The 25,356-nt window shown below is 39.7% G+C and carries 24 protein-coding genes and 1 riboswitch; of the genes, 20 read left to right on the top strand and 4 right to left on the bottom strand.

The genetic code is table 11. From position 1 onward, the window contains the following. Positions 1-75: 75 nt before the first annotated feature. The 6 genes from AB1498_06155 (at position 76) to AB1498_06180 (ending at position 8,544) form a co-directional block, all read left to right on the top strand. A complete protein-coding gene (locus AB1498_06155) occupies positions 76-3,120 on the top strand; it encodes a helicase-related protein (GenBank protein ID MEW6087871.1) in 3,045 nt (1,014 codons plus the stop codon). 3 nt (positions 3,121-3,123) lie between these two features. After that, positions 3,124-6,147 (top strand): hypothetical protein, encoded by a 3,024-nt coding sequence (locus AB1498_06160; GenBank protein MEW6087872.1) that lies wholly within the window; start codon positions 3,124-3,126, stop codon positions 6,145-6,147. A gap of 198 nt (positions 6,148-6,345) precedes the next feature. Continuing rightward, the gene (locus AB1498_06165) at positions 6,346-7,101 is read left to right on the top strand and encodes a type IV toxin-antitoxin system AbiEi family antitoxin domain-containing protein (GenBank protein ID MEW6087873.1); all 756 of its coding nucleotides are present in this window, start codon (positions 6,346-6,348) and stop codon (positions 7,099-7,101) included. Between the two features lie 4 nt (positions 7,102-7,105). Beyond that, on the top strand, positions 7,106-8,179 hold the full coding sequence (locus AB1498_06170; GenBank protein MEW6087874.1) for a nucleotidyl transferase AbiEii/AbiGii toxin family protein: 1,074 nt from the start codon (positions 7,106-7,108) through the stop codon (positions 8,177-8,179). Positions 8,180-8,246: 67 nt separating this feature from the next. Beyond that, complete coding sequence (locus AB1498_06175) at positions 8,247-8,414, top strand: ribbon-helix-helix protein, CopG family (protein ID MEW6087875.1); 168 nt, start codon at positions 8,247-8,249, stop codon at positions 8,412-8,414. Beyond that, positions 8,404-8,544, top strand: a complete 141-nt coding sequence (locus AB1498_06180) for a UPF0175 family protein (GenBank protein MEW6087876.1) — start codon at positions 8,404-8,406, stop codon at positions 8,542-8,544. Before AB1498_06175 ends, AB1498_06180 begins: the two co-directional genes overlap by 11 nt. A 12-nt stretch (positions 8,545-8,556) precedes the next feature. Here the strand turns inward: AB1498_06180 and AB1498_06185 are convergent, their stop codons facing one another. After that, positions 8,557-8,817: a type II toxin-antitoxin system mRNA interferase toxin, RelE/StbE family gene (locus AB1498_06185; GenBank protein ID MEW6087877.1), complete on the bottom strand. Its 261-nt coding sequence runs from the start codon at positions 8,815-8,817 to the stop codon at positions 8,557-8,559. Beyond that, complete coding sequence (locus AB1498_06190; GenBank protein MEW6087878.1) at positions 8,814-9,089, bottom strand: type II toxin-antitoxin system RelB/DinJ family antitoxin; 276 nt, start codon at positions 9,087-9,089, stop codon at positions 8,814-8,816. The genes AB1498_06185 and AB1498_06190 overlap by 4 nt, the downstream gene beginning before the upstream one ends. Positions 9,090-9,201: 112 nt before the next feature. Here AB1498_06190 and glgA point away from each other — a divergent pair, with 112 nt between their 5' ends. Then, a complete protein-coding gene (gene glgA, locus AB1498_06195; protein MEW6087879.1) occupies positions 9,202-10,626 on the top strand; it encodes a glycogen synthase GlgA in 1,425 nt (474 codons plus the stop codon). Between the two features lie 66 nt (positions 10,627-10,692). After that, positions 10,693-11,055 (top strand): hypothetical protein, encoded by a 363-nt coding sequence (locus AB1498_06200; protein ID MEW6087880.1) that lies wholly within the window; start codon positions 10,693-10,695, stop codon positions 11,053-11,055. A gap of 28 nt (positions 11,056-11,083) precedes the next feature. On the opposite strand, the gene AB1498_06205 is transcribed toward AB1498_06200, so the two are convergent. Together AB1498_06205 and AB1498_06210 are read right to left on the bottom strand one after the other, a co-directional pair. Further along, the gene (locus tag AB1498_06205) at positions 11,084-11,443 is read right to left on the bottom strand and encodes a nucleotidyltransferase domain-containing protein (protein MEW6087881.1); all 360 of its coding nucleotides are present in this window, start codon (positions 11,441-11,443) and stop codon (positions 11,084-11,086) included. Positions 11,444-11,508: 65 nt separating this feature from the next. Next, positions 11,509-11,658 (bottom strand): hypothetical protein, encoded by a 150-nt coding sequence (locus AB1498_06210; GenBank protein ID MEW6087882.1) that lies wholly within the window; start codon positions 11,656-11,658, stop codon positions 11,509-11,511. Positions 11,659-11,751: 93 nt separating this feature from the next. Here AB1498_06210 and AB1498_06215 point away from each other — a divergent pair, with 93 nt between their 5' ends. The 12 genes from AB1498_06215 to modA all read left to right on the top strand — a co-directional run bounded on the left by AB1498_06215 (position 11,752) and on the right by modA (position 25,155). Beyond that, positions 11,752-12,996: a TIGR04013 family B12-binding domain/radical SAM domain-containing protein gene (locus AB1498_06215; protein ID MEW6087883.1), complete on the top strand. Its 1,245-nt coding sequence runs from the start codon at positions 11,752-11,754 to the stop codon at positions 12,994-12,996. Positions 12,997-13,125: 129 nt separating this feature from the next. Beyond that, positions 13,126-13,623: a helix-turn-helix domain-containing protein gene (locus AB1498_06220; protein MEW6087884.1), complete on the top strand. Its 498-nt coding sequence runs from the start codon at positions 13,126-13,128 to the stop codon at positions 13,621-13,623. After that, positions 13,620-14,780, top strand: coding sequence for a glycosyltransferase family 4 protein (locus AB1498_06225; protein ID MEW6087885.1), 1,161 nt, complete (start codon positions 13,620-13,622; stop codon positions 14,778-14,780). The genes AB1498_06220 and AB1498_06225 overlap by 4 nt, the downstream gene beginning before the upstream one ends. 53 nt (positions 14,781-14,833) lie before the next feature. Continuing rightward, on the top strand, positions 14,834-15,874 hold the full coding sequence (locus AB1498_06230) for a DUF4912 domain-containing protein (protein MEW6087886.1): 1,041 nt from the start codon (positions 14,834-14,836) through the stop codon (positions 15,872-15,874). 4 nt (positions 15,875-15,878) lie between these two features. Next, on the top strand, positions 15,879-16,601 hold the full coding sequence (locus AB1498_06235; protein ID MEW6087887.1) for a protein-L-isoaspartate(D-aspartate) O-methyltransferase: 723 nt from the start codon (positions 15,879-15,881) through the stop codon (positions 16,599-16,601). Positions 16,602-16,674: 73 nt separating this feature from the next. Beyond that, a riboswitch (ZMP/ZTP riboswitch) is annotated at positions 16,675-16,793 on the top strand. A gap of 92 nt (positions 16,794-16,885) precedes the next feature. After that, positions 16,886-19,582: a formate dehydrogenase subunit alpha gene (gene fdhF / locus AB1498_06240; protein MEW6087888.1), complete on the top strand. Its 2,697-nt coding sequence runs from the start codon at positions 16,886-16,888 to the stop codon at positions 19,580-19,582. 76 nt (positions 19,583-19,658) lie between these two features. Next, the gene (locus AB1498_06245; protein MEW6087889.1) at positions 19,659-20,267 is read left to right on the top strand and encodes a formylmethanofuran dehydrogenase subunit E family protein; all 609 of its coding nucleotides are present in this window, start codon (positions 19,659-19,661) and stop codon (positions 20,265-20,267) included. After that, positions 20,267-21,058: a formate dehydrogenase accessory sulfurtransferase FdhD gene (gene fdhD, locus AB1498_06250; protein MEW6087890.1), complete on the top strand. Its 792-nt coding sequence runs from the start codon at positions 20,267-20,269 to the stop codon at positions 21,056-21,058. Before AB1498_06245 ends, fdhD begins: the two co-directional genes overlap by 1 nt. A 60-nt stretch (positions 21,059-21,118) precedes the next feature. Continuing rightward, complete coding sequence (gene nuoE, locus AB1498_06255; GenBank protein ID MEW6087891.1) at positions 21,119-21,643, top strand: NADH-quinone oxidoreductase subunit NuoE; 525 nt, start codon at positions 21,119-21,121, stop codon at positions 21,641-21,643. 31 nt (positions 21,644-21,674) lie between these two features. Continuing rightward, positions 21,675-23,471, top strand: coding sequence for an NADH-quinone oxidoreductase subunit NuoF (locus tag AB1498_06260; GenBank protein ID MEW6087892.1), 1,797 nt, complete (start codon positions 21,675-21,677; stop codon positions 23,469-23,471). A 101-nt stretch (positions 23,472-23,572) separates the two neighbouring features. Further along, positions 23,573-24,277 carry an RluA family pseudouridine synthase gene (locus AB1498_06265; protein ID MEW6087893.1) on the top strand — a complete coding sequence of 235 codons (705 nt, stop codon included), beginning with the start codon at positions 23,573-23,575 and terminating at the stop codon, positions 24,275-24,277. Between the two features lie 38 nt (positions 24,278-24,315). After that, positions 24,316-25,155 (top strand): molybdate ABC transporter substrate-binding protein, encoded by an 840-nt coding sequence (gene modA, locus AB1498_06270; protein ID MEW6087894.1) that lies wholly within the window; start codon positions 24,316-24,318, stop codon positions 25,153-25,155. The last annotated feature ends 201 nt before the right edge of the window (positions 25,156-25,356 follow it).

Here is a 25,356-nt window from a genome sequence, read left to right on the forward strand (position 1 = left end):
TTTGTTTATACCTTAAAAATCAATAGAATATTATGGTTAAGAGGAGTAAAATATAAAAAACAGTTTATAAACCATATGTTTAAAATTGGACAGATCGTTTCCTTAAAATCGAACCAGGAATTACGCGGGGCCGTAATAGAAATCATACCGGGTCAGCCCGAAGATCGCTGTACTGTTTTTCTTAGCGGTACTAAACAGACATTTTATGCCTCTCAACTTCAACCGGAAACAGAAAGAACAGCGGAATATGAGCATCTTCCCGTTGATTATTTCCATGCCCGTTTAACTGCTCTCCAAATCCGCCATCCGGGTTTATCCGCCTTATATTCTTTAAATGCCGCCAGGGTTGATTTTATCCCGTATCAATACAGGCCGGTTTTGAAATTTATTCGTTCCGATCGTCCACGCTTGCTTATCGCGGACAGCGTTGGAGTGGGAAAAACCATAGAAGCCGGGCTTATTCTGCGGGAGTTGCAATCACGGCGGGACATTCGATCAATTCTTATTATATGTCCCCGGCCGCTTGTTATCGAGCGAAAATGGGAAACAGAGATGAAACGTTTTGACGAACGTTTCACTTCTCTGGATGGTAAAACCCTTAGATACTGCATCAGTGAAATGGATAAGGATGGGTATTGGCCGGACCAGTATCAGAAGGTTATAATTCCCTATTCTCTGTTTGATGAAACTCTTTTGAATGGAAAAAATGGCGAAAAAAAGAAATATCTCAAGGGACTTTTGGATTTAGACCCGGCCCCGCGTTTTGACGTGGTAATTATTGATGAAGCCCATCATGTAAGAAATCCGGAAACTTATGCTCACAAAGTGGTACGGTTTTTCTGCGATAACGCGGAGGCGGTTTTATTTCTTACGGCCACTCCGATTCAGTTAGGAAGCGATGATCTCTTTGTACTGCTGAACCTGCTCCGTTCGGATTTGATTATTGACCGGGAAAGTTTTAGCCTTATGGCGGAACCTAATCCATTTATCAATAGAGCTGTTGCCTATGTGCGTTCAGCATCTTCCGACTGGATTAAAAATGCCTTGAGTTCATTAAACGAGGCGGCGGCAACTCAATGGGGCGGGCTAGTCCTTAAGAATAATCCGGAATTTCAGAGGATTGTGGGATTACTTCAAAAAGGAGAAATTTCTCCAGATGAGCGGGTTGGAATCATAAATAACCTCGAAAGTTTGCATACTTTCTCAAGGCTGATAAACCGAACCCGGAGGCGGGACATCGGTGAGTTTACCATGCGCAAGCCCGAAACTGTAAGTGTGGATTTTACGCCTTCGCAGAAAAAACTTCATGACGAATTGCTGGAAGTTCAGGCTAAAATTCTTGCTCTTTTACACGGCGATGTGAATGTGAAATTTATGATGACTACAATTTGCCGCCAAGCTGCAAGCTGTCTTTATGGCCTGGCTCCATTTATTGAGGATAGGTTAACTGGCAAGTTGGATGATTTGGACGATGTAGATAATAACAATGGTATTCTTGATGCAAAAACCATTGAGGAAATAAAAGGCCAGGTTCAGGGGATAATAAAACAAGCGGAGAATCTCGATCCCTATGACCCGAAGCTGGAAGCTTTAAAAAAAGTTGTCCGGGACAAACAGAAACTTATAAACAACAAGGTCATGCTTTTTAGTACATTCAGGCATACTTTGAACTATTTATACCGACATTTGCAATCCGACGGTTTCCGGGTGGGGCTTGTCCATGGCGGTGTCCCGGATGAGGAACGCAGGTCGTTGCGCGACCGCTTTCAATTGGAAAAGACTGATGTAAGTGCTCTTGATATATTGCTCTTCTCCGAGATTGGCTGTGAGGGTTTGGATTACCAGTTTTGCGATTGCCTGACAAACTATGATTTGCCATGGAATCCCATGCGTATCGAACAACGAATAGGCCGGATAGACAGAAACGGCCAGCGGAGTGAAAGCGTAATCATTTATAATTTTGTTACACCCGGCACCATTGACGCGGAAATTTATAATCGCTGTCTGCTTCGCATAGGCATTTTTAACAGCGCGCTTGGCGGCAGTGAAGAGATATTGGGTGAGATAAACCGGGAAATAAGGGACATTGCCGAAAATATCAGCCTGAGCGCGGAAGAACGACAGGAAAAATTTCAACAGCTCGCCGATAACAAAATAAGGTTGCTAAGGGAACAGGAGGAACTTGAAGAAAAACAGGTTGAATTTTTCGGCATCAGGCTTCCCGCCAATCAATTCAAGAAGGAAGTCGAAGAAGCATCCAGTTTCTGGCTTACACCCGGTTCCATCCAAAATATTATCTCCTGCTATTTAAAAACAATTTATTCTAAAGAACAAGAACTGATTCTTGGAGAGAAGGCGTTAAAAACCCTGCGGTTGTCCCAGGAAGCCAGAAACCGGCTTATTCAGGATTTGAATAAATTGCCGCGAGAAACAACGCCCGGTTACAGGGAATGGGAAAAATGGCTTAAGGGTAACGATCCTCTTCTACCCATTACTTTTGATTCCGACTGTGCTTCCAAAAATCCAAAAGCGGCTTTTATTACACCGGTGCACCCTATTGTCCGTCAGTCCGCGATGGCCTTCGATACGGGGAATATGGCGGCTATATCTCTTACCGTTAAAGACAATTCTGTACCGGCCGGGATTTATCCTTTCGTGATTTATCAATGGCACTATCAGGGCATACTGGAGGATGTGATCTTGCAGCCGGTTACTCTGTCGGAAAAATTAAATACCCGCCTTGTACAATTGTTGGAAAAAGCAGAAGAAATGGCATCGGGTCTTTCGGCCACCCCGGATAGTTCAGCTTTGAATGAGCTTGATAATCAGCACCGCAAACTGTGGTCGGAGGCCGTGGAAACTCACCGGAAGCGCACGGAAGAGCAGGTCAATTATAAGCGGGAGAGCCTTAACACAAGCCACAAGGCTAGAATTTCCCTGCTTAACGAACAGCTTTCCCAGGCTAAGGAAGAAAATATCAAGCGCATGCGCAATTTCCAGATTGCAAACGCCGAAGCAGATTATAACGGACTGATTGCCAAGCTGGACGCCGCCGTTAAACAGGCGGATATCAGGTTTCAGCAGGTGGCGTGCGGGGTTATTAAGATAGAGGGAGTTTAGAGAATGACGAGTGATTATGGATATAGATATGAATGGTTTGAAGCATTAAAAAAAGACCGTGAGGAAAACGCTAGAGTACTAGAAAAACCTTCACTGGAGGAGACTAAACGTATCGTTTCAGAAATGTATTCCAAACAAGCTCATTTTATTTACGAATTATTGCAAAATGCGAGCGATGCCAAGGCGACAAAAATTAAATTTGTCTTGAAGAAGAACGGGCTTATATTTAAGCATAACGGAGCAGTTAGATTTAGTATTAGCGATCCACAAAAGGAAAGAGAAGATAAGAAAAATGGGAAGTTGGGGCACATTAATGCCATTACCTCTGTGGCGCAAACTTCGAAAGGCCCTGAAGAAATAGGGAAATTTGGGTTAGGATTTAAGGCTGTATTTAAGTACACTGAAACACCAGAAATTTACGATCCTAATTTTAAGTTTAAAATAGAGCGCTTTATTGTTCCTGTCGAGATAGAAAAGGATCATGAACTTCGGGAAAATGAAGAAACTCTGTTTTATTTCCCGTTTAATTTATCATCCAAACCATCCAAAGACGCCTATGAAGAAATCATGGAGAGATTAAAGCAGTTAGAAAATCCTTTATTATTTCTTGCTGGAGTGATTGAGTGGAGTTGTGAAGGTAATGAAAGCGGAGTTTATTATAAAGACGAAAAGGCTTACCCAATTATAGATACCATAGAAGAAATAAACGGAGATGTTTTCTCAAGAAAGTTCCTGGTGTTTAAATCAAACAAAAATTGTTATGATGCAAGAATCGCATACCCAATAGTAAAAGAAAATGATAAAGAAGTACTAAAATCGAATCAAAAATTTCCTGCATATTATTTTTTCCCAACAAAAGAATCCACAGAATTAAAATTTATTTTACACGGGCGTTTTGATCTGACTGAAAACAGAGAAAATATTAGAGAAAATAGCTGGAATAAAGAGCCAATCAAAGAATTGGCTTCCTTAGTCTGCGAAAGTTTACCAATAATTAAAAGCATGGGCTGGTTAAATGCTGGTTTTTTGGAAATCCTTCCCTTAGACTGTGATAGCTTACATGATAACCACATGTTTAGACCTATTTATGATGCTGTGCGGAATGCGTTATTCACACAACCATTGTTGCCAACCAATGATGGCGGCTTTGTGTCTGCTAACCAGGCCAAATTGGCACGAGGGGCAGATTTGAGAAATCTATTATCCAGTGACCAATTACAGCGACTATTTTCTTCTGAACGGCCACTGCGTTGGATTACCGGAGAAATTACAAAGGATTCATCCTCCGATTTACATTCTTATCTCATAAAAGAATTGAATATACAGGAAGTTACTCCTGAAATGCTGGCTGGCAAACTTACGGAAATCTTTCTGGAAGCGCAAACCGATGAGGAGATGATTGAGTTGTACAAATTCTTTTTGAATAAAGAGTCCTTATGGCGTAGCAATATGCCTTTTATTCGCCGAAGCGATAATCAACATGTAAAACCTTTCAAAGATAACGGCGATCCCAACATTTACATCTCCCTTAAAGAATCATCCGAACTCCCAATCGTAAAGCAAGAAATAGTTAGGGATGAGCAGGCTCGGGATTTTTTAAAAAAATTGGGTATTCCCGAACTTGATAATGTAGCGGAGATAATCGGGAAAATTTTGCCAAAATATAAAAATGGTGGTGTGCAATTATTATCGGATGAGGAACATAAGAATGATATTTTTAAAATATTACAGGCATTAAAAACGGATTCACAAACAAAAAAAGAAAAGCTTATTAATGAATTCAAAGAAACGCCATTTCTCCTCGCCAAAAATGCCTCTTCAATGGAATCGGCTTATAGAAAACCAGGGGAGATTTACTTTCGATCCGCGGATTTAGAAATTTATTTTCAGGGCAATCCCAACGCCTGGTTTTTGAATGAACCGGATGCAGAGAATAATATGGTTTTTAAAGAATTGGGTGTAGCGGATTCAGTGCGGGTAAAGACGAGGAGCACGGATAGGGTTGGAAATGTCATAATAAGAGATGAGCATCGTCGCAACACCGAGGGGCATATACGTGGCCTTCACGGGTTTGATCCAGACTGCACAATCGATGGTCTTGAACACGCACTTTCCCAAATAACAAAAGAAAAGGCGATCTTTATTTGGAATAGGCTTGCTATCCCAAATATAAACAATATATCAGGAACTATTGAAAAGTCGAAATATAAAGATTATAAACCAAGCGACAAACAGGGAGATCAACCCTCTAAAATGGGGGAACTGTTACGTTCAAATGCCTGGTTGCCTGGTGATAATGGAAAATTTGTTAATCCGCGTGAGATTACTCTTGAAAGTCTTCCAAGCGAATTTGAATCCAGCAAAGACTTGGCTGGAAAATTAATGATGAAGAGTAGCCCGGTGGAAACAGATGAAATTTTTGGTTTTAATCGTAAAGATATTTTTGAAGCAATAGAACAGGATCCAGATTGGCTGAGGGAACTTATGGCTCGCCAAAGCAAAAAGCCCGAATTTCCAGACGAACCGGTTTCATACTCCTCGCGCAGGGAAGGAAAGGTAACTGAAGAAATTGAAGGTGCCACAGTTAAGTCGTATGGACCAAAGGTGAGAAGCGTCAGAACATCCGAAAATAGCATTGATCCGGTTACCTGGTTAAGAAATCAATATACCAACTCTAATGAGGAAATGATTTGTCAGATATGCAAAGATGCTATGCCTTTTAAGAAACGCGATGGGCAATACTATTTTGAAAAGGTAGAAATACTATCCAGAGATCATTTTACCAAAGAACACGTAGCTCAATGGCTTGCCCTGTGTCCTGAATGTGCGGCTAGGTATCATGAATTTATAAAAAATGATCCTGAAAAAAAGGAGATGCAAAAAATTAAATCTGCTCTGGTTTCAGATAAGCCGGAGATTAGCATTTCTCTTGGAGAACTTAAAACAACCATTCGATTTACAGATAAACATTTTTCTGATTTAAAAACAATTACCAAAAATTATGATAAAGACGGAGGTAGACAATAGGAGGGGCAACCATGGGTCTGTCTGCTGCAGGCAGGGAGCTGCCCCTACGTTTAACGATCCAGAAATATTTGTAACCCATGAAATTCAACCCCGACATCCATCCCGCACAAAAATAACTTGACAAGTGAATAACATCTGGCTAAAATACCAATTATCGGCAATATATTTAATTATTGCCGATAATTTGATGGTGAGAATATGATAAATAAAACCGATACTGAAGAATTTATTGAATATTTTAAAAAAGAGAAATCATTTACCGCGAATGATGTTTATCATTTTTTTAATAATATCCGGCAGGGTATAAAAAGATCTACGGTGAACTGGCGGATATATAATTATATTCAGCAGGGGATATTGCGCAGAGTCGGCCGGGGTGTTTATATAACGGGGGAAAGCAGAAATTTCACGCCTGTTCAAGATGAAAAGCAAAAAATTATAGCGTTTCAAATAAAAAAACAATTTCCTTTTGCCACGTTTTGTTCCTGGAGATTGTCTATCCTGAAAGAGTTGTTTCAACACGTGCCCGCGATTAATTTTCTGATTGTTGAAGTTGAAAAAGACAGTTTAGACGCGGTCTTCCATTTTCTAAAAGAATCGAAAAAAAATACATTTAAAGAACCATCAAAAAACATAGTAGAAGATTTTGTCTGCGGAACGGATACTGCCATAGTTGTTAAAACGATGATAAGTGAATCGCCCGTGTTACAAATCGACGGTATAACCATTCCGGCTCTGGAAAAAATTTTGGTTGATTTATATATTGAGAGAGATATTTTCTATTTTCTCCAAGGTATCGAATTGTTAAACGTTTTTAAAAATGCCGCTGGGAAATACACGATTAATCGTAATAAAATGCTGCGTTATGCCAAAAGAAGAGGAAAAGAAACAGAAATCGAAAATATATTAATGCAAATAAACGGCAACAATCTACAAAAATTGACAATAATTTGAAATTATGATTTCTAAAGATACGCTGCGGCTTGAATGGATAAATCAGGTGTCCGCGAAAAATCGCAGGGCAGACAAAATACTTATTGAGAAGGTAATAAGGGCTTTAATGCTTCTGGAGGGTCTAGCGGAGTCAGATCTGCAGTTTGTTTTCAAAGGCGGAACGGCTGTAATGCTTCTTCAAGATATACCCGGAAGATTTTCGATTGACATCGACATAATCGTATTAAAAGAGGTTGATTTCGATGCCATTTTCAAAACACTTATTAAAGAAAAAGGTTTTTCAAAATATGAACGGCAGAGCAGGAACACAGTTTCCGGAATTCAAAAACTTCATTATAAATTTTATTATACTTCTCTTTCAAGAATCAATACCGCAGAAGATAATGTCCTGCTCGATATCCTTGTTGAATCCTCGAAATACAAGCATATTATCCCGGTAAACATTGATTCACGGTTTGTAAAACATGATGGGCTGCCGGTAAAGGTAAATATTCCAAGTAAAGAGGACATCCTTGCCGATAAATTGACTGCTTTCGCCCCAAACACTACAGGAATACCTTATGAAAAAGGCGGCTTCAGCCGAGCGATGGAAATTATCAAGCAGCTGTATGATATCGGAAATCTTTTTGATGAAATCGATAATGTGGCTGTTATCGGAGAGACTTTTAACAAAATAGTACAAACAGAAATGAAATATCGCGGAATGACCGGGGATATAGAGATTGTTTTAAATGATATTTTTCAGACAGCACTTTGTTTGTCAACAAAAGGGAAAGCAGGTAAAGGAGATTTTACCGCGCTACAAAACGGCGTTTCACGAATCAGAGCGTACATATTTTCGGAATCGTACCATATTGAAAAAGCTATTATTCACGCTTCGCGTATCGCGTATCTTGTTAAAATGATCGAGCTGAAAGAAAAAACTATTACGCGTTTTGAAAACCCTGAACAAATCAGGGATTTTTTGATGATTGAAAACACTTTGGATACGAAACTTAATAAACTTAAAAAATCAAGTCCCGAAGCATTTTTTTACTGGTACCAGGTGTATTTGCGCATAAAGAATCAGAACCGATAGACCCATCTTTCGTAAATACAATCGAGCCTTCGGGACGCCGTCAAAAGGATAAAAAGGAGAGACACAAATGGCGACCAAAACATTAAGCATAAGAATAAGTGACGATGATTATAAATTTCTTTCTCATCTTGCGAAAGAGGAGAAGGATGATGTTTCAAAGGCGGTCAGGGAGCTCATCGATACCGGCAGGGTCATGCTCGCGATAGAAAAGTACAAAAAGTCTGATGTCCCTTGAAAAAGCCGCGAAAATCGCGGGAGTTTCCATATCGAAAATAATGGATATTTTGAAAGAATATTCCGTGGAAATAAATCTGGACTTTGAGGATTATCTTTCGAGCCTGGATTCTACGAGAAAAATCTGGTGACGCGCGATTGATTCAGGAATACAAATTACTGTGAGTGTCCACGGCCACGAAAATACATTTATCCCCGCCGCAATCTTTGTAAATTGCCCTTAAATCACCTGTTATGTTTATGCTTCTGTAATCCAGATATTTTCCTTTCAGAGGATGATTGTTCAAAATGGGGGAGTAGGGGGTTTGAAGGAAGACGGATAATCTTTCCTGCGTTTTTTTCTGTTCACTGTCCTTTGGCTTTTTATATTGTTTTTCAAAATTTTTATGAAAACGGATTTTCATAGAGACTCGAAATATTCTTTTAATTCTCTTTCATCAGAGATCTTTCGGGAAAGGTTTCTATCTTTTTTGATATCCGATTCCACCGTGCCTAAAAGCTCTTCCATTTCCCTGGACATGCGGGGAGTTGAAGAAAAGTAAACTTCCTGGTTCCTTATAAATTGTTTTAGGAAGGCATTTATCACTGCACTCAGGGAAAGTCCAAGATCGTTAGCCAGCTTTTGAGCGTTTTGTTTAACATCGCGATCGGTTTTAACATTTATTACAGTTTTCATAACCATAGTATATACAACGGTTATTATTTTGTCAATAGGAATTTAAGAATTGTCCATGAACTTTTAAAATTTTTGTAGCGTTAATTGTCTTATTGAAATATAATATTAAATCATGAATATTCTTTTTGTCTCATCCGAAGTTTTTCCTTTCGCGAAGACAGGAGGGCTCGCTGATGTTTCAGGGGCTTTGCCTGAGGCGTTAAATAATCTTGAGCATAAATGCAGTATTATTATGCCGATGTACCGAAAAGTCCGGGAAAACGGGTTTCATCCTTCAAATATCAAATCGAACATAAAAGTCAAATTGGGGCAGGATGAATATAACTTTAATCTGCTTTTTTTAAAACATAACAATACGGATGTGTATTTTATCGACAGGAAAGAATTTTTCGACAGGGACGGCCTTTACGGGACACCCGGGTCCGACCATGCCGATAACGCGCTAAGGTTTGCTTTTTTTGCGAAGGCCGTTGTTTCCGTGATAAAAAACATCGGGAAGATAGATATAATCCACTGCAATGATTGGCAGTCCTCGCTTTTGCCGCTTTACTTGAAGAATGCCGGGCTTGATAAGATAAAAACAGTTTTAACAATCCATAATCTGGCATACCAGGGACTGTTTGCTCCGGATACGCTTTCTTCGATAGGCTTATCATGGGACTATTTCACGATGGACAAGCTTGAATTTTACGGCAAAGTAAGTTTTTTAAAAGCGGGAATAATTTATTCCGACGCGGTCACGACGGTAAGCAGGGGATACGCGAGGGAAATATTGACTCCTGAGTTCGGGTGCGGGCTTGAAGGCCTGCTCCAGACAAGAAAGGATTCCCTTTACGGGATTATTAACGGCGTGGATTATAATGAATGGAATCCTTTGAATGATAAATATATAGCGAAAAATTACAGCGAAAAAAATTTAAATGATAAAACAGAATGCAAGAAAGACCTTTTGAAGTCATTTAGCCTTCCGTTTGACAGCAGAAAACCCGTTATCGGAATGATAACGCGGCTTGCCGCCCAAAAAGGACTTGACCTTGTAGCGGAACGGATTGAAGAAATTCTTTCATTAAATGTTTATTTGGTGCTCCTGGGAACAGGCGACGAGAAATACAATAACATGTTTAAAGATATCGCTGGAAAATACAAAGGAAAAGCCGGTATTAAAATAGGGTTTGATAATACCCTTGCCCATAAAATAGAAGCGGGAAGCGATATGTTCCTTATGCCGTCGCGTTATGAACCCTGCGGCTTAAACCAGATGTACAGCCTGAAATACGGGACTGTCCCTGTTGTCCGGGCGACAGGCGGTTTGGATGACACGATTTCGGATTTTGATCATTTTACGAAAAAAGGCAACGGTTTTAAGTTTTTAAACGCCACTATCGACGCCTTATACGCGGTTTTAAAAAGGGCAGTTGAAGTTTATAAAGACAGCAAAAGCTGGCATATTTTGCAGTTAAACGGCATGCACTGCGATTTCTCATGGGAAAATTCCGCGAAAGAGTATGTTGAATTGTATAAGAAGATTTTGAAGTAAAATATTATCCCATCCTGCCTGATAATCCTATTGACATCTTGATATATTGGGTTATATTATACCAATATGAAAAAATTAATTGTCTCGTTAAAGACATCATCTGAAGTGCTGGATAATTTTAAAAATGCTTTAAAAAATAAGCAATATTATAACAAAGAACATAATGTTGAAATTTCATTTGATAATAAAAATGATTTTTCCCGTTTTGTGCGGAATATCGATATTTTAACTTACATAATAAATTTCAAGCCGGCTTCTGTTTATGAGCTTGCAAAATTAACCAAAAGAGACGTTTCAAATTTAAATAAAATAATAAAATTTTTCAATGAATTAGGAGTTATTAAAATTGAGAGAAATAAAATTTCAGGAAGGTATACCAGCAAACCTTTTGTGGAATACTACGCTATCCAGTTTAAACTCGCGGCATAAGTTTTTCGCCAAATCCTTTTTGTATTCCTCAGGAGGCATAAATCTCAATTCCTTCGTTAAAAACATTTTTATAGAATGGCACATAAGCCGCATATTCCGAAAATTCATTAAAATTTTTGTCAATCGCAGATATAACAACATCATATTTTAACGAAATATCAGTTATTGCCTGTATTAATTTTTTTCTATATGGTTTCAGTTCAGGATCTTTTTTCTTCAATAAAATCATTATGTCTATGTCTGAATAATTGTCATTGGTTTCTTTTGCATAAGAACCGTATAGAATAATGTCTTTTAAGTCATTTCCGTATATCTTTTGAATTTCTTTTTCTATATCATTTAATAAAGAAACTACCTTAGAATCTTTAATAAATCCCTTTTCCCGCATAATATTTCCTTTTTAAAAATTTTCAAAATACTCAATTTTTTGAGTTTAGTAATTGTAAGAGTTCTTTAAAGTCTTTCGGCAGATGGATCATAACCGAACATAATCCTTCTCAATTTTTCCAGCGCGCTGATTTTTTCAAGATAAGTTTTGGTTTTCCAAAAGCCATAATCGTCACTTTTATGAACCGATGTAATTTCAAAAACCTTTTTATTCACAATGTAATTATAACATGTTTTACATTTTTTTTGAAATTTTATAAAGTTTGAAACATTGACATACAATAGTAATGGCAATATAATTATGAAAATATGACTATTTTCTTACGAAAATTCCCCAATAATGTTTTGACCCTCCCTGTTCTTGTTAATTCACTTGAAAATGTGTTTAAAGCTGATAATTTAAACTGTTCCTATTTCTCTTCGATGGAAGAACTGGGAAAACTTAGTAATTCCCAGGATAAAACTTTTTATGTCGCGTATTCGTTTATGACTACGGAAGCGGAAAAGGTTTATGATGAAGTCAAACAGATAAGAGGATTATTAAAGAATAAGAAATATCTTATTCTTGGCGGAGGCTCTCATTTAAACGGCGACGAAACAAATCATTTTGGCTTCGATTATGTGTTTTCAGGATACAGCGAGGAAAGTTTTCCTTATTTCTTGAAGGATTTGGAAAGCGGTCCGGCCGGTTATTTAAATAAAAAATATTCATTGAGAAATAAAACTGTTTATCCATTTCTCCCGCCTGTTTTTGACAATTCTTATCCTTTTACAAAATCTCTTGTTACGCTTCCTCCGCTTGAAATAATGCGGGGGTGCAGATGGAAATGTAATTTTTGCCAGACGGGGACTTTAACCAAGTCCGTTTTAAATTTACAGATACGAAGTTTAGAATCAGTAGAAAAATATCTGGTTTATTTGAAAAATAAAGGAGTGAGACGGGTAAATTTTATCTCGCCTAACGCGTTTGACTATAAACTGCCGGGTGAAACGGTTTCTAATTCAATAAAAAAATTATTGTTGCTTTGCGCCGGATATAAATTCGATTTTATTGAATATGGAATTTTTCCTTCGGAGGTCCGGCCGGAATCAGTAACAGGAGAGACAGCAGGGCTTGTAAAAGAATATTGCGGTAACAAAATAATAACATTGGGCGCTCAAAGCGGGAATGATAAAATGTTGAAATCAATAAACCGGACGCATACGGTTGAAGATATTATTAAAGCGTCGCGTGTTGTTTATGAACACGGTTTGGTTCCAAATATCGATTTTATCATAGGTTTCCCGGAGGAATCGCGGCAGGACAGGAGAGATTTATTCAATTTAATAAAAACGCTTTCTAAAGATTTCAGGGCGAAAATCCAGATGCATTATTTTATTCCGCTCCCCGGCACAAAATTTTATTCAAAAAACCCGGCCCCCATTGATGTCGAAACCTTTAATGACCTTGAGAAATTAACTGCAGACGGTATTATTTCAAACTGGTGGAAGAACGGCGTTAAATTATCCGGGCAGGTGGTTAAATTCAGGGATTATTTGCGTTCCAAAGCGTGAAAAAAAATATTTATTAGCTTGACAAAGTTAACTAAATGTGAAAGAATAAAATTTTCCAAAAGTAACAAAATGTTTCGGCGGATTTAATGTTTTACAAATTGTTAAATTAACATTTTATGAGGGGAAAATATGGGGATAGATAATGTTGGTTTGAATCTGAAAAAGTTCCGCGAAAATAACGGGTTTACGCAGGAATCCATAGCTAAAAGGCTGGGGGTGTCAAGGCAGGCTGTTTGCATGTGGGAGTCCGGGAAAAGGGAATTGAGGGTATCGACACTTATTGAAATAGCCGATTTTTTTGATGCCGGGATCGACGAAATAATAAGGCCGGGGAAAATAAAGGCGAATAATAACAAAAAAATATTAATTTCCAGGGCTACTTTTGAATTAAACGCGCCCGGCGCTAACGAGGTCTTGTTAATCGGCGATTTTAATTCATGGAACGCGCCGGGGATACCTTTAAAGAAAAGTAAAAACGGCATTTGGAAAATTGATTTGGACCTTATGCCGGGGAAATATGAATATAAATTTATTATTGACGGAAAATGGGTAAACGACCCGGTCAATCCAAAAACAATTATAAATTCTTACGGCACACATAATTCAGTAAAGGAAATAATTGGATGAGAATAGCGTTTTTTTCATGGGAATCATTACATTCCATAGCGATAGGCGGCATCGCGGTCCATGTTACCGAGATAGCCTGCGCCCTGCAGCGAAAGGGGCATGAAGTCCATGTTTTTACCCGGATGGGACGCTCTAATCACAGCCAATATGAAAATATTCATGGTGTTCATTACCATAGGTGCCCTTACGCGCATCATCCTGATTTTATCGAGGAAGTGAATAATATGTGCAGATCAATGGTCCATTCTTTTTTCCAGACGGAAGATTATATAGGGCATTTTGATATTGTCCACTGCCATGACTGGCTTACAACAAACGTCCTGGTCTGGATAAAAAAAGGCAGGCCGCGCAAGTCTGTTATTACAATTCATTCAACGGAATTCGGGAGATGCGGCAACAAATTTAACAAAGGCAGGTCGGATATTATCAGACATCTTGAGTGGTATGGGACATATGAGGCCAGCAAGGTGATTTGTGTCTCTAATTTCTTAAAGGAAGAGGTTAAGCGGATATACTCCGTGCCGGAAGACAAAATTAATGTTATCTATAACGGTATAAATTACAGGGATTTTGACGGCTGGATAGACCCGGGCGCCGTAAAAAGGATGTACGGAATAGGGCCTATGGACCCCATGGTTTTATTTGTGGGAAGAATAGTTTATCAGAAAGGTACAGACCTTTTAATTGAAGCAATCCCGAGTATCCTGAAATTTCATGGGAACGCGAAGTTTATATTTGTGGGTGACGGGGAAATGCGGCACCAGGTTGAGTCAAGGGCGCATCATCTGGGAGTAGCCCACGCGACAAGGTTTTTGGGGCACGCGAACGGATATAAATTAATAGACCTTTATAAGGCTTGTGATTGTGTGTGTATCCCAAGCCGTAATGAACCGTTCGGGATAGTCCTCCTTGAGGCGTGGAGCGCGGGAAAACCGGCAGTCGCTAGCGTAAACGGCGGGCCGGGAGAAATAATATGGCATGATGTTAACGGATTAAAAATTAATGACAATGTCGATTCCGTGGCATGGGGAATAGGCACGCTGTTTTCTGATTTTGAACACGCCAGATGGATGGGACGAAACGGCCGTATAGCGGTTGAGACTGCCTTTTCGTGGGATGTAATTGCCGATGTTACGCTTTCTGTTTATGAGAATTAGTTCTCTGGTATTGCATCGGAATTTATTAAACAGAGCACTAACGGGATATATATATGCAGAAAAAAAATTTTGTTGAAGACCTTAACCTGCCTTCACATTATAATAATACAAGCCTTACTCTTATCGCAAGAGATCCATACTGGGTATTTGCCCATTGGAAAATAGCCCCTTATGACCTTGAAAAACTTAAAGGAAATATAGGTGAAAAATTATTTAAAAAATCATCTTTTATAATAAGGATGCACGATGTTACATCCGTTGATTTTAACGGAAAAAACGCGAATTCATCATTTGACATTGATATAGCTCTCCACGCGAACAAAAAGTATATTAACCTGCCCTGTGACAATGTCAATTATTGCGCTGAATTGGGAATAAATGCCCCGGGCGGTAAATTTTTACCGATTGCAACGTCGAATTTTGCAACCACCCCGCGCCTTAGTCCGTCACCAAGGTCTGATGTAATATGGATGGACCCGGGAGGCAAAAAAAGACGGCCGTTTGTGGCTTTGAAAAAAGAAGAAAAAAATAAACAGCTTTTTCTGAAAAAAGAAAAATATCACGGTAAAAAAATTGAGGACCTGCCGAGAAAAGCGAAAAGAATGTTTCTTACGGAAGATGATATCCGGGCATATTATTCAAGGATCATGCCTTTATATAAAAAGGGGCTTAAAGAAACAGCAAAGATATCCGCTAAAAAGGACGGAAACAACCGTAAAAATAATCACCCTGTGAACGGCGCCATTTTAAATAATATTTTTTTAAATGAAGGGTTTAATAATAATTTTTTAGGTTCGTCGGCAATTGGCTCGAGTGAACAAAAAATCGGGGGCGCGAGCGAAAGACAGGGAAAAGGGAGAAAATTCTTTTTTGAGATAGGGACGGAATTAATAGTTTACGGGCGCACCGAACCAAGTGCGGAAGTAAGGCTTAATGATAAAAAAATTGAACTTCGCAGTGACGGAACTTTTAACCTGCGTTTTGCGCTTCCGGACGGCAGGATACCGCTTGATTTTATCGCTATGTCCAATGATAAAGTTGATAAACGGACTATTACAACTTCAGCCGAACGCGCAAGAACAAAATCACGCTAAAATTATGAAACGAAAAACCATTACTTTATTAATTTTACTGATTTTTATATCACATACAAAAATCTTAGGTGTTGAAGAGACCGGGTTTTCCCAAGCAAGAAAAGAAATGGTGGAAACACAGATAAGGGCCATGGGAGTAAAGGATGAACGTGTCCTTGAAGCAATGTTGAAAGTCAGGAGGCATTTATTTGTGCCAAAGACATACCAAAACAGTGCTTATATAGACAGCCCGCTGCCTATCGGCGAAGGCCAGACAATTTCCCAGCCGTACATTGTCGCATTAATGACTGAGCTCTTGGAATTAAAAGGTGACGAAAAGGTACTGGAGATAGGAACAGGTTCCGGTTACCAGGCGGCGATTTTGTCTGAATTATGCAAAGAAGTATATACAATAGAAATTATCGAAACACTGGGAAAAAGAGCGGGAAAACTTTTAGAGGATTTAGGATACAAAAATATAAAGGTAAAAATCGGCGATGGTTACAAAGGCTGGCCTGAATACGCGCCGTTTGACGCGGTAATCGTAACGGCAGCTCCTGACCATATCCCGCAGGCTTTAATAGACCAGTTGAAGGAAGGCGGGAGGATGGTTATTCCTGTCGGAGATTATTTTCAGGAGTTGAAGCTGGTAAAAAAGATAAACGGGAAACCGGTCATTGAAAATATTACTGCTGTAAGATTTGTTCCGATGATTAAGGGGACTGAAGAAATAAAGGAAAAAAAATAAGAGTAGACAGGCATGGAGATTTTTAAACTTGACATGCATAAAAAAATAATGGTAAAATAATCGTCTAAATAAAGAAATTTTATACAACTGACGGCTGTTATATATCTTACGGGGTATATAATTTAGGATGGTGCTTACCATCGGGGAGTATGAAATAGATTAAATAATTAGTCGACCGTCTGGGCATTCTATGATGAAATTGAATACTCAGGCGGTTTTTTATTAAAAGAGACTCCGTAATTAGTAAGTGGTAACTGGTTACGAATTATTATTTGGAGGAAAATATGCAGAAAGTAACATTGACAATTGACGGGAAAACTTGTTTTGGCAAAGAAGGCCGGACAGTTTTAGAAGTGGCCTTGGAAAATGGAATCAATATCCCTCATTTATGTTATGATCCCAGATTGGAAGCGTATGGCGGATGCCGGATGTGTCTGGTCGAAATTGAGGGTATGCGGGGGATGGTGACCTCCTGCACGGTAAAAGTTAAAGAAGGAATGAAGGTAGTTACGGACAACGAACTTCTGCATCATCACCGCGTAATGGTTTTGAAGCTTATTTTAGCCAATCATCCTTTTGATTGTATGATATGCAGTAAATCAGGTGACTGCAGTTTACAGGAATTGGCGTATAACCTGGGGATAGAAAACATTGAACCTTTCCAGAAGGAAGAAAGAAATTTTCCTCTTACAGTAGATAATCCGCTGGTGGAATTAGACCGGAATAAGTGTATTCATTGCGGCCGTTGTATCAGGATATGCAATGAAGTTGTCCAGAGAGATGTTTTGAGTTTTGCAAAACGCGGGTTTAACACAGTAGTAACTACGCCAATTTATCGTTCGTTTGAAGAATCGGATTGTGAATTTTGCGGCCAGTGTATTTCATCCTGCCCGACAGGGGCTTTAACGGAAAAGCCAAGTAAAGGTAAAGGAAGAACATGTGATATTAAAAGGGTGAGAACTACGTGCGGATATTGCGGGACAGGATGCAATTTTTATCTTAATGTAAATATTAAGGGAAAAAAAGTGGTTAAGGTTACTTCTTGTTTTGAGGGGCCGGTGAATAACGGGAATCTTTGCGTTAAAGGCAGGTTTGGATATGAATTTATTCATCACCCTGACAGGATTTTGAAACCTATGATAAGGAAAAACAGCGGGTTGCAAGAAGTATCTTATGAAGAAGCTATAAACTATACAGCCGGCAGGTTTTTGGAATTAAAGAAGAAATACGGACCTGACAGCCTTGGCGCTTTTTCTTCTTCCAGATGCACAAATGAGGAAAATTTTTTAGTCGCTAAACTTGCGCGGGCGGTATTCGGGACAAAGAATATTGATAATTGCGCGCGTGTTTGTCACGCGCCTTCGGTAACAGGTTTGTCCGCTTGTTTTGGAAGCGGTGCGGCGACCAATTCCTTTGACCAGATTGAAGGTGCTGACGTTCTTTTCATTACCGGTTCAAATACTACCGAGGCTCACCCGATAGTTGGGCTTAAGGTTAAAAGAGCGTTAAGAAAGGGTGTAAAACTGATTATTGCTGACCCAAGGAAAATCGAACTTGTGAAACGCGCGGATATCTGGCTGGATTTGAGACCAGGGACAAATATCGCGCTTCTTAACGGAATGATGAACGTAATTATTTCCGGGAAACTGCAAAACGATAAATTTATCAGGGATAGGACTGAAGGATACGAGGCATTGAAAGAGACAGTCAAAAAGTATACCCCTCAATATGTGGAGAAAATTACAGGCGTGGATAGAAATAAAATTATTGAAGCTGCAAAATTGTATGCTAAAGCTCCTAAATCAATGATTCTTTACAGCCTTGGAATGACGGAACATGTTACAGGTACCTACAATGTAATGTCAATGGGAAACCTGGCCATGCTCTGCGGCCATGTGGGGCGCGAATCTACAGGTGTTAACCCGCTTCGCGGACAGAACAATGTACAGGGAGCCTGTGATATGGGAGCGCTTCCAAATGTGTTTTCCGGGTATCAGTCTGTGGAAGACCCGGTTGTCCGGTCGAAATTTGAAAAAATCTGGGGTGTGTCTCTTCCTGATAAAAAAGGTTTGCAGTCAACAAAAATGATTGAGGCGGCCCACGAAGGAAAACTTAAAGGCCTGTTTATTTTAGGTGAAGACCCGTGCCATACCGATCCCAATATGAATCTTGTAAGAAAATCGCTGGAAAATCTTGAGTTTTTAGTTGTCCAGGAATTATTTCCGACAAAAACCACTGAAATTGCCGATGTGGTTTTGCCCGCGGCCAGTTTCGCGGAATGCAACGGGACATTTACAAACGGTGAAAGAAGGATTCAATTGGTTCGAAGGGCGATACCGCCGCTCTGCGGCAGGGAAAACTGGCAGACGATTTGTGATCTTTCAACAGCGATGGGTTATCCGATGCATTATAACCATCCGTCGGAAATTATGGAAGAGGTTGCCTTTTTAAGTCCGATATTTGCGGGGGTGACTTATGAGCGCCTCGCAGACAAAGGACTGCAGTGGCCTATTCCTGACAGGAAACACATGGGGACATGTACAATGTATGAAAAGGCTTTCAATTTCCCTGCAGGGTTGGGAAAATTTAACGCGATTCAACATAAAGATCCGGCTGAGATGCCGGATAAAAAATATCCTTATGTTTTAATAACAGGAAGAAGGCGTGAGCATTACAACAATGGTTCAATGTCCCGCCGGAATAAAGGTATTTTTGAACTCTGGCCGGAAGAGACGCTGGAAATTAATCCGGAGGATGCCGAAAAACTGAAGATATCCGACGGGGAATACATTAATTTAATTTCACGGCGCGGAAAAGTTAAAATCAAGGCGTCTATAACAGAGAGGGCAAAGGAAGGCAGATTTTTTACGTCCTTCCATTTTATAGATACACTTACAAATACAGTAACAAATTCGGTTTTTGACCCGCTCGCGGGAACACCGGAATATAAGGCGTGCGCGGTGAAAGTGGAAAAAATATAATCAGGGTCAAGTAGCAAAGGGTTTTTTTATTCTTGACCCATGACCCTTGACCCTCTTTTGGGGATTTGCCAAAAAAATGCTGGAAAAGAATAGTCGTTTTCGTGAAATAGACGATCAATTGCTAAAAGACGCGGAGCATTTCCACGGCCGGCTGGCGCCGGGCCTTTATCTCGGCTTTTTAATGGTTGAAAAAGTGCTTAAGGAACTTGGCAATTGTGAAATGATTGACGCGGCTGCCGAGAGTGTTAAATGTCTTCCTGATTCTATACAATTAATGACACCCTGCACAGTGGGAAACGGATGGCTGAAAGTTTTTGATTATGGGAATTTCGCGATAACCCTTTATGATAAGAAATCAAAAGAGGGAGTAAGGGTTAAAGTGGATTTGGATAAAATACCAAGAGGCACACTTTTTTATAAATGGATTACGCGGGAGATAGAAGAAAAAGAAAGCGACAGCAAAGTTGTTATTGAAGATATTAAAAAATTAAAAGGCAGGATTTTTTCCTTAAAGCGGGTTAAGGTTCAGATTGAGAAAGAAAAACATCTTCCTTTGATGAATTGCAAAAAATGCGGCGAGTCTTTCCCTGTCAAAAATAACGCTGGCGGGTTGTGCATGATTTGTCAGGGGAAGGGGTACTGGAATGAAATTCAAAATGCAAAAATCAAAATTGATGAGTGGTAATGGACAGGGCAATAAAATTATATAGAATTTTTTCTTTTAAAGAAAATAGCAGAAGGGAAACAAAAGACACAATAGTTAAAGAAGAACCACTGGGTATTTTAATAAACAGTGAGCCTTACGCGGTGTTAATGAGGACCCCGGGATTTGAAGAAGATTTAGCCATGGGCTTTCTTTATAGTGAAGGAATAATCGGACGAAAGGAAGATGTTGAAGTTATACATTATTGTGAAAAGGAAAAAGAGAAAAATACGGTAGTCGTTGTTTTAAAGAACAAAAGGATTTTGAAGAACAAAAAGCGGGCTTTTGAAGTCAGGTCAAGCTGCGGGATATGCGGCGAGGATGTTATTTGCGGTTTAGAAAAAGTTTTAAAAAAAGTCCCGTCAAGCGCGGTATTTTCGAATAAAAAATTATACGGCCTTGATAAAAAAATATTTGACTCGCAAAAGATATTCAGATTGACCGGCGGGACCCATGCCGCGGCGTTATTTAACAAAAACGGCAGAATGCTGTTTCTAAGAGAGGATATCGGAAGGCATAACGCGTTAGATAAAATCGCGGGTTTTATAATTAAAAAGAACATCAACTGCGGTGATAAAATTGTTTTTTTGAGCGGGCGGACAAGTTATGAAATGGTTCTTAAGGCAATACGTTTAGGTGTGCCGGTTGTGGCCTCCATTTCAGGGTCAACAAGTTTGGCGGTAAACTTAAGCGAAAAGTTCGATTTAACGTTAATTGGTTTCCTCCGCGGCGATAAAATGAATATTTATACTCACCCGTGGAGAATAAAATAACGGTTTAAACTGTTTAAACCGTTTGAACTGTTTGAACAGTTATTTGAAAATGGAGGTTTAATGAAAGAAGGTAAAAAAACAGAAAGTAAAAATTATAAGGACAGACTCAAGGTAAAATCCAACTGTGAAACAAGCTGTAAAGCAAAAGAGGTTATAGAAAAATTTCCTCACAAAGGGAAAAAGTATATAATCCCGCTGCTGCAGAAAGTCCAGGAAATAGAAGGATATATCGGTGAATCAGCCATGGATATGGTATCGGAAAAACTTAATGTCCCAATGAGCCAGATTTACGGTGTGGTTACTTTTTATTCTCTTTTCAGGCTGCAGCCCCTGGGAAAATACCATCTTAAACCGTGCCAGGGAACAGCGTGTCATGTCAGGGGTTCAAAAAGAATACTGAACGCGATAAAGAATAAACTGGAAATCCGTGATATTGACACCACGCTTGATAATAAGTTTACATTAACTCCTGTTGCGTGCCTTGGGACCTGCGGATTGGCCCCGGTTATGATGATAGGGGATACGGTGTACGGCAATCTGAACGAGGAAAAAGTGGGAAAGATAATAGATAAACTGAAATTTTGAGACCATAGTTTAAATTTACACGAGGAGAACAATGATGAAAAAAAGAGGTAAGGTTTACATCGGTATGGCCACATGCGGCCTTGCAGCCGGGGCAAAAGATGTCTATGATACTTTTATTTCCGAATTAGGGAAAGAAACAAAAAATATTGAGATTATATCGACAGCCTGTATAGGGATGTGTTCCCGCGAGGTGCTTGTGGATGTAGAATTGGAAGGGAAGGCCCGTGTTACATATGAAAAGGTAAAACCGGATATGGTCAGAAAAATCATTGCAGAACATATCAAAGAGAATAAACCCGTTAAAGAATGGATTTTCGGCCAGATGGAGGGAAAAAAAGGTTATCCTGATATCAATTATTATAAGGACCTGCCTATGTTTAAACATCAGGTACGGGTAGTTTTGCGAAATTGCGGTTTTATTGACCCTGATAAAATTGATGATTATATTAAAGCCGGCGGTTATAAAGCTCTCAAAAAAGCTTTAAAAATGAAACCCTCAGAAGTGATAGATGAAATTAAAAAGTCGGGACTCAGGGGAAGGGGTGGTGCAGGATTCCCCACTGGAATTAAATGGGAGTTATGTTCTAAATCTGTTTCTTCCCAAAAATATTTTATTTGCAACGCGGATGAAGGAGACCCGGGCGCGTTTATGGACAGAAGCACTTTGGAAGGAGACCCGCACGCGGTTATTGAGGGCATGATAATCGGGGGTTATGCGATTGGCGCAGGCAAGGGCTATATATACTGCAGGGCGGAGTATCCGTTAGCCCTGAAACGGCTGGATAAAGCGTTAGCCCAGGCACGGGAAAAAGGTTTTCTGGGGAAGAAAATATTTGGCGGTAAATTTGATTTTGATATTGAAGTAAAAGAGGGCGCCGGGGCGTTTGTATGCGGAGAAGAGACGGCGCTGATGGCCTCTATTGAGGGTGAACGCGGTATGCCAAGACCGAGGCCTCCGTACCCTGCTCAATCAGGCCTGTGGGGGAAACCGACAAATATCAATAACGTTGAAACATTGGCTAACGTTCCGTTTATTATCAATGCGGGTGCGGAGAAATTTGCCGCGCTGGGGACGGAAAAAAGCAAAGGGACTAAAGTATTTGCTATTACAGGGAAAGTGAAAGATTCCGGTTTGATAGAGGTCCCTATGGGTATCACAATCAATGACATGGTTTATAAAGCTGCCGGAGGTATGATTAGCAGGAAAAAGTTTAAAGGTATCCAGATTGGCGGGCCGTCGGGCGGATGTGTTCCCGCGTCTTTAGGGGATACAAAAGTTGATTATGAATCTTTGGTTTCTGTCGGGGCCATTATGGGTTCCGGGGGCGCTGTTGTGCTGGACGAAGGGACCTGTATGGTCGATATGGCAAGATTTTTTCTGGAATTTACAGCGAATGAATCCTGCGGGAAATGTTCTCCCTGCCGTTTGGGAATACGCCAGTTATTGCATGTTATCAATCGTATCTGCGCCGGTAAAGGGGAAATTTCGGACAAGGCAAATTTAGTCAAAATGGCTGAAACTATTAAGAGCTGTTCTCTTTGCGGGCTGGGGCATACCGCGCCAAATCCTGTAATGAGCACGCTGAGGTATTTTGATAAAGAATATGATGAGCATATTTTAGAGAAAAAATGCAAAGCTGGAACGTGTGTTGATCTTTTAAAGTTTGAAGTAGATGAATCCCGGTGCAAAAAATGCGGTATTTGCGTTAGCGCCTGTACTGTTAACGCGATACAGGGCGGGGCAAAAAGTATTGCGAATATAATAAAGGAAAAATGCGTAAAATGCCGTAAATGCATCGAGGCCTGCCCGTTCTGCGCGATTTATTAAAATGATTTATTATGGTAAAATACAGGGAGAATGATAAACTGGTCGTTCTCCCTGTTTATTTTGGGATTAAAATTTCAATGGAAAATTTGGAGAAATAAAATATGAACCAGGCGTTTAAAATTATATATGAAGATGATGTTTTGCTTGTGGTTGATAAATCCGCGGGTCTGCTGGTGGTCCCCACGCCGAAGGATGAGAAACACACGCTGGTTAATTTGGTTAACCAGGCGTTAAAAACAAAAGGCCCCGGTCCGAACGCGTATCCCGCGCACCGGCTTGACAGGGACACTTCAGGATTGGTTTTGTTTGCCAAGGGCCGGGCCGCGCTCGCGAATCTGACTGAACAGTTTAAAAAGAAAATTGTTCAAAAGTCTTATCTTGCTATAGTTAACGGCCGCGTTAAAAATCAAAAAGGAGAGATAAACATCCTTTTGGCGACCGACAGAAAAACCTACGCGGTATATCCTACCGGGGACAAAAAAATCGGACAGCCTTCATTAACACATTTCAGAGTTTTAAATTATTTAAAAGGTGCGACTTTACTCGAAGTTGAGCCTAAGACAGGCCGTACCAACCAGATAAGGGTCCATCTGGCGTTTATTGGCCACCCGCTTGTGGGAGAACGCAAATACGCGATTGCCAAAGATCTCCCGACAAAATTCCGGAGGACCGCGCTTCACGCGGAAAAAATTTCATTTCGCCATCCCGCAACAGGGAAAATGATGTTTTTTAAAGCACCACTGCCGGAGGATATGAAAAATTTCATACAAGCCCGCCAGATACAGGGTTGTAATAACAGGAACTAATCCAATTAAATGGAATTCAGATGAGGATAATCCCATAAATGCGAAATATTAATAAAATATCAAATTTCATATTATTTTTCATAATATTTCTGTTTTTAACAACATTTTCTTTTGCTGAAGAAAGGCTTTTGGTCTTCGCGGGTAGCGCTTCGAAGCCCGTTCTGGAAGAGATTAACCGGAATTTTGAGGATGAATATAAGGTGAAAATTGAAATAAATTTCGGCGGGTCGGGGGCCGTCCTTTCACAAATGAAACTGGCGAAAAAAGGGGATGTTTATATTCCCGGCTCATCCGATTTTATGGAAAAGGCGAAAAAAGATAACATCATTCTGCCTGAAACAGAAGAGATTATAGCATATTTAATCCCTTCCATCTGTGTCCGTGCAGGTAATCCGATGGAAATAACAGGAATTGAATCTGTCGCCCAAAAGGATGTCCGTCTGGGTATCGGCGCGGCCCGGACGGTATGTGTGGGATTATACGCTGTTGAGATAATAGAGAGAAGCGGCTTGAAAGATAAAATAATCCCGAAGATTATCACCAACGCGCAGAGTTGTGAAAATACCGCTTTGCTTCTTATGATGAAAAATATTGACGCGGTTTTCGGATGGAGTGTTTTTGAAAACTGGTCACCGGATAAAATAAAATCAATTCCAATTGAATCAAAATATTTAAAACGGGTCGGTTATATCCCTGCGGCTGTTTCAGTTTATTGCAAAAATAAAGAATTGGCCTTAAAATATATTCAATATCTAAAAAAACCATTGGGGCAAGATGTTTTCAAAAAAAACGGCTATTTAACCGATATTGATGAAGTTAAAAGAATCTATCCCGGGGCAGAAATAGGCGGAGAATATTCACTGCCGGAAGGATGGTAGGATTGCAGGGGTATGGTTTAGATATATTGCTTAAAGTATGGTTAAATTGAAGGTATTATTTTTTACGGATATCGTAACAGAACTTTGACAGTTAAACCCTAAAAAATCGCAAAAGAAGCGAAAAGAACCGCATAGAAATAAGGGGCGGTTCTTTTTTTTGGCCAAAGTGTAGTGCCATGTTTGATTAAAAATAATTAAAAT

Source organism: bacterium, assembly GCA_040754625.1.
Lineage (GTDB): Bacteria > JACRDZ01 > JAQUKH01 > JAQUKH01 > JAQUKH01 > JAQUKH01.

What these genes read in the sequence shown, in the direction of transcription:
- AB1498_06185 (MEW6087877.1), bottom strand. Translation starts at nt 8,817, where the DNA reads ATGAAAATCCGTTTTCATAAAAATTTTGAAAAACAATATAAAAAGCCA.
- AB1498_06215 (MEW6087883.1), top strand. Translation starts at nt 11,752, where the DNA reads ATGACTATTTTCTTACGAAAATTCCCCAATAATGTTTTGACCCTCCCT.
- AB1498_06165 (MEW6087873.1), top strand. Translation starts at nt 6,346, where the DNA reads ATGATAAATAAAACCGATACTGAAGAATTTATTGAATATTTTAAAAAA.
- AB1498_06245 (MEW6087889.1), top strand. Translation starts at nt 19,659, where the DNA reads ATGCTGGAAAAGAATAGTCGTTTTCGTGAAATAGACGATCAATTGCTA.
- AB1498_06230 (MEW6087886.1), top strand. Translation starts at nt 14,834, where the DNA reads ATGCAGAAAAAAAATTTTGTTGAAGACCTTAACCTGCCTTCACATTAT.
- AB1498_06220 (MEW6087884.1), top strand. Translation starts at nt 13,126, where the DNA reads ATGGGGATAGATAATGTTGGTTTGAATCTGAAAAAGTTCCGCGAAAAT.
- AB1498_06260 (MEW6087892.1), top strand. Translation starts at nt 21,675, where the DNA reads ATGATGAAAAAAAGAGGTAAGGTTTACATCGGTATGGCCACATGCGGC.
- fdhF (MEW6087888.1), top strand. Translation starts at nt 16,886, where the DNA reads ATGCAGAAAGTAACATTGACAATTGACGGGAAAACTTGTTTTGGCAAA.
- modA (MEW6087894.1), top strand. Translation starts at nt 24,316, where the DNA reads ATGCGAAATATTAATAAAATATCAAATTTCATATTATTTTTCATAATA.
- AB1498_06190 (MEW6087878.1), bottom strand. Translation starts at nt 9,089, where the DNA reads ATGAAAACTGTAATAAATGTTAAAACCGATCGCGATGTTAAACAAAAC.
- AB1498_06175 (MEW6087875.1), top strand. Translation starts at nt 8,247, where the DNA reads ATGGCGACCAAAACATTAAGCATAAGAATAAGTGACGATGATTATAAA.
- AB1498_06200 (MEW6087880.1), top strand. Translation starts at nt 10,693, where the DNA reads ATGAAAAAATTAATTGTCTCGTTAAAGACATCATCTGAAGTGCTGGAT.
- AB1498_06235 (MEW6087887.1), top strand. Translation starts at nt 15,879, where the DNA reads ATGAAACGAAAAACCATTACTTTATTAATTTTACTGATTTTTATATCA.
- AB1498_06155 (MEW6087871.1), top strand. Translation starts at nt 76, where the DNA reads ATGTTTAAAATTGGACAGATCGTTTCCTTAAAATCGAACCAGGAATTA.
- AB1498_06180 (MEW6087876.1), top strand. Translation starts at nt 8,404, where the DNA reads ATGTCCCTTGAAAAAGCCGCGAAAATCGCGGGAGTTTCCATATCGAAA.
- glgA (MEW6087879.1), top strand. Translation starts at nt 9,202, where the DNA reads ATGAATATTCTTTTTGTCTCATCCGAAGTTTTTCCTTTCGCGAAGACA.
- AB1498_06170 (MEW6087874.1), top strand. Translation starts at nt 7,106, where the DNA reads ATGATTTCTAAAGATACGCTGCGGCTTGAATGGATAAATCAGGTGTCC.
- fdhD (MEW6087890.1), top strand. Translation starts at nt 20,267, where the DNA reads ATGGACAGGGCAATAAAATTATATAGAATTTTTTCTTTTAAAGAAAAT.
- AB1498_06160 (MEW6087872.1), top strand. Translation starts at nt 3,124, where the DNA reads ATGACGAGTGATTATGGATATAGATATGAATGGTTTGAAGCATTAAAA.
- AB1498_06265 (MEW6087893.1), top strand. Translation starts at nt 23,573, where the DNA reads ATGAACCAGGCGTTTAAAATTATATATGAAGATGATGTTTTGCTTGTG.
- AB1498_06205 (MEW6087881.1), bottom strand. Translation starts at nt 11,443, where the DNA reads ATGCGGGAAAAGGGATTTATTAAAGATTCTAAGGTAGTTTCTTTATTA.
- AB1498_06225 (MEW6087885.1), top strand. Translation starts at nt 13,620, where the DNA reads ATGAGAATAGCGTTTTTTTCATGGGAATCATTACATTCCATAGCGATA.
- nuoE (MEW6087891.1), top strand. Translation starts at nt 21,119, where the DNA reads ATGAAAGAAGGTAAAAAAACAGAAAGTAAAAATTATAAGGACAGACTC.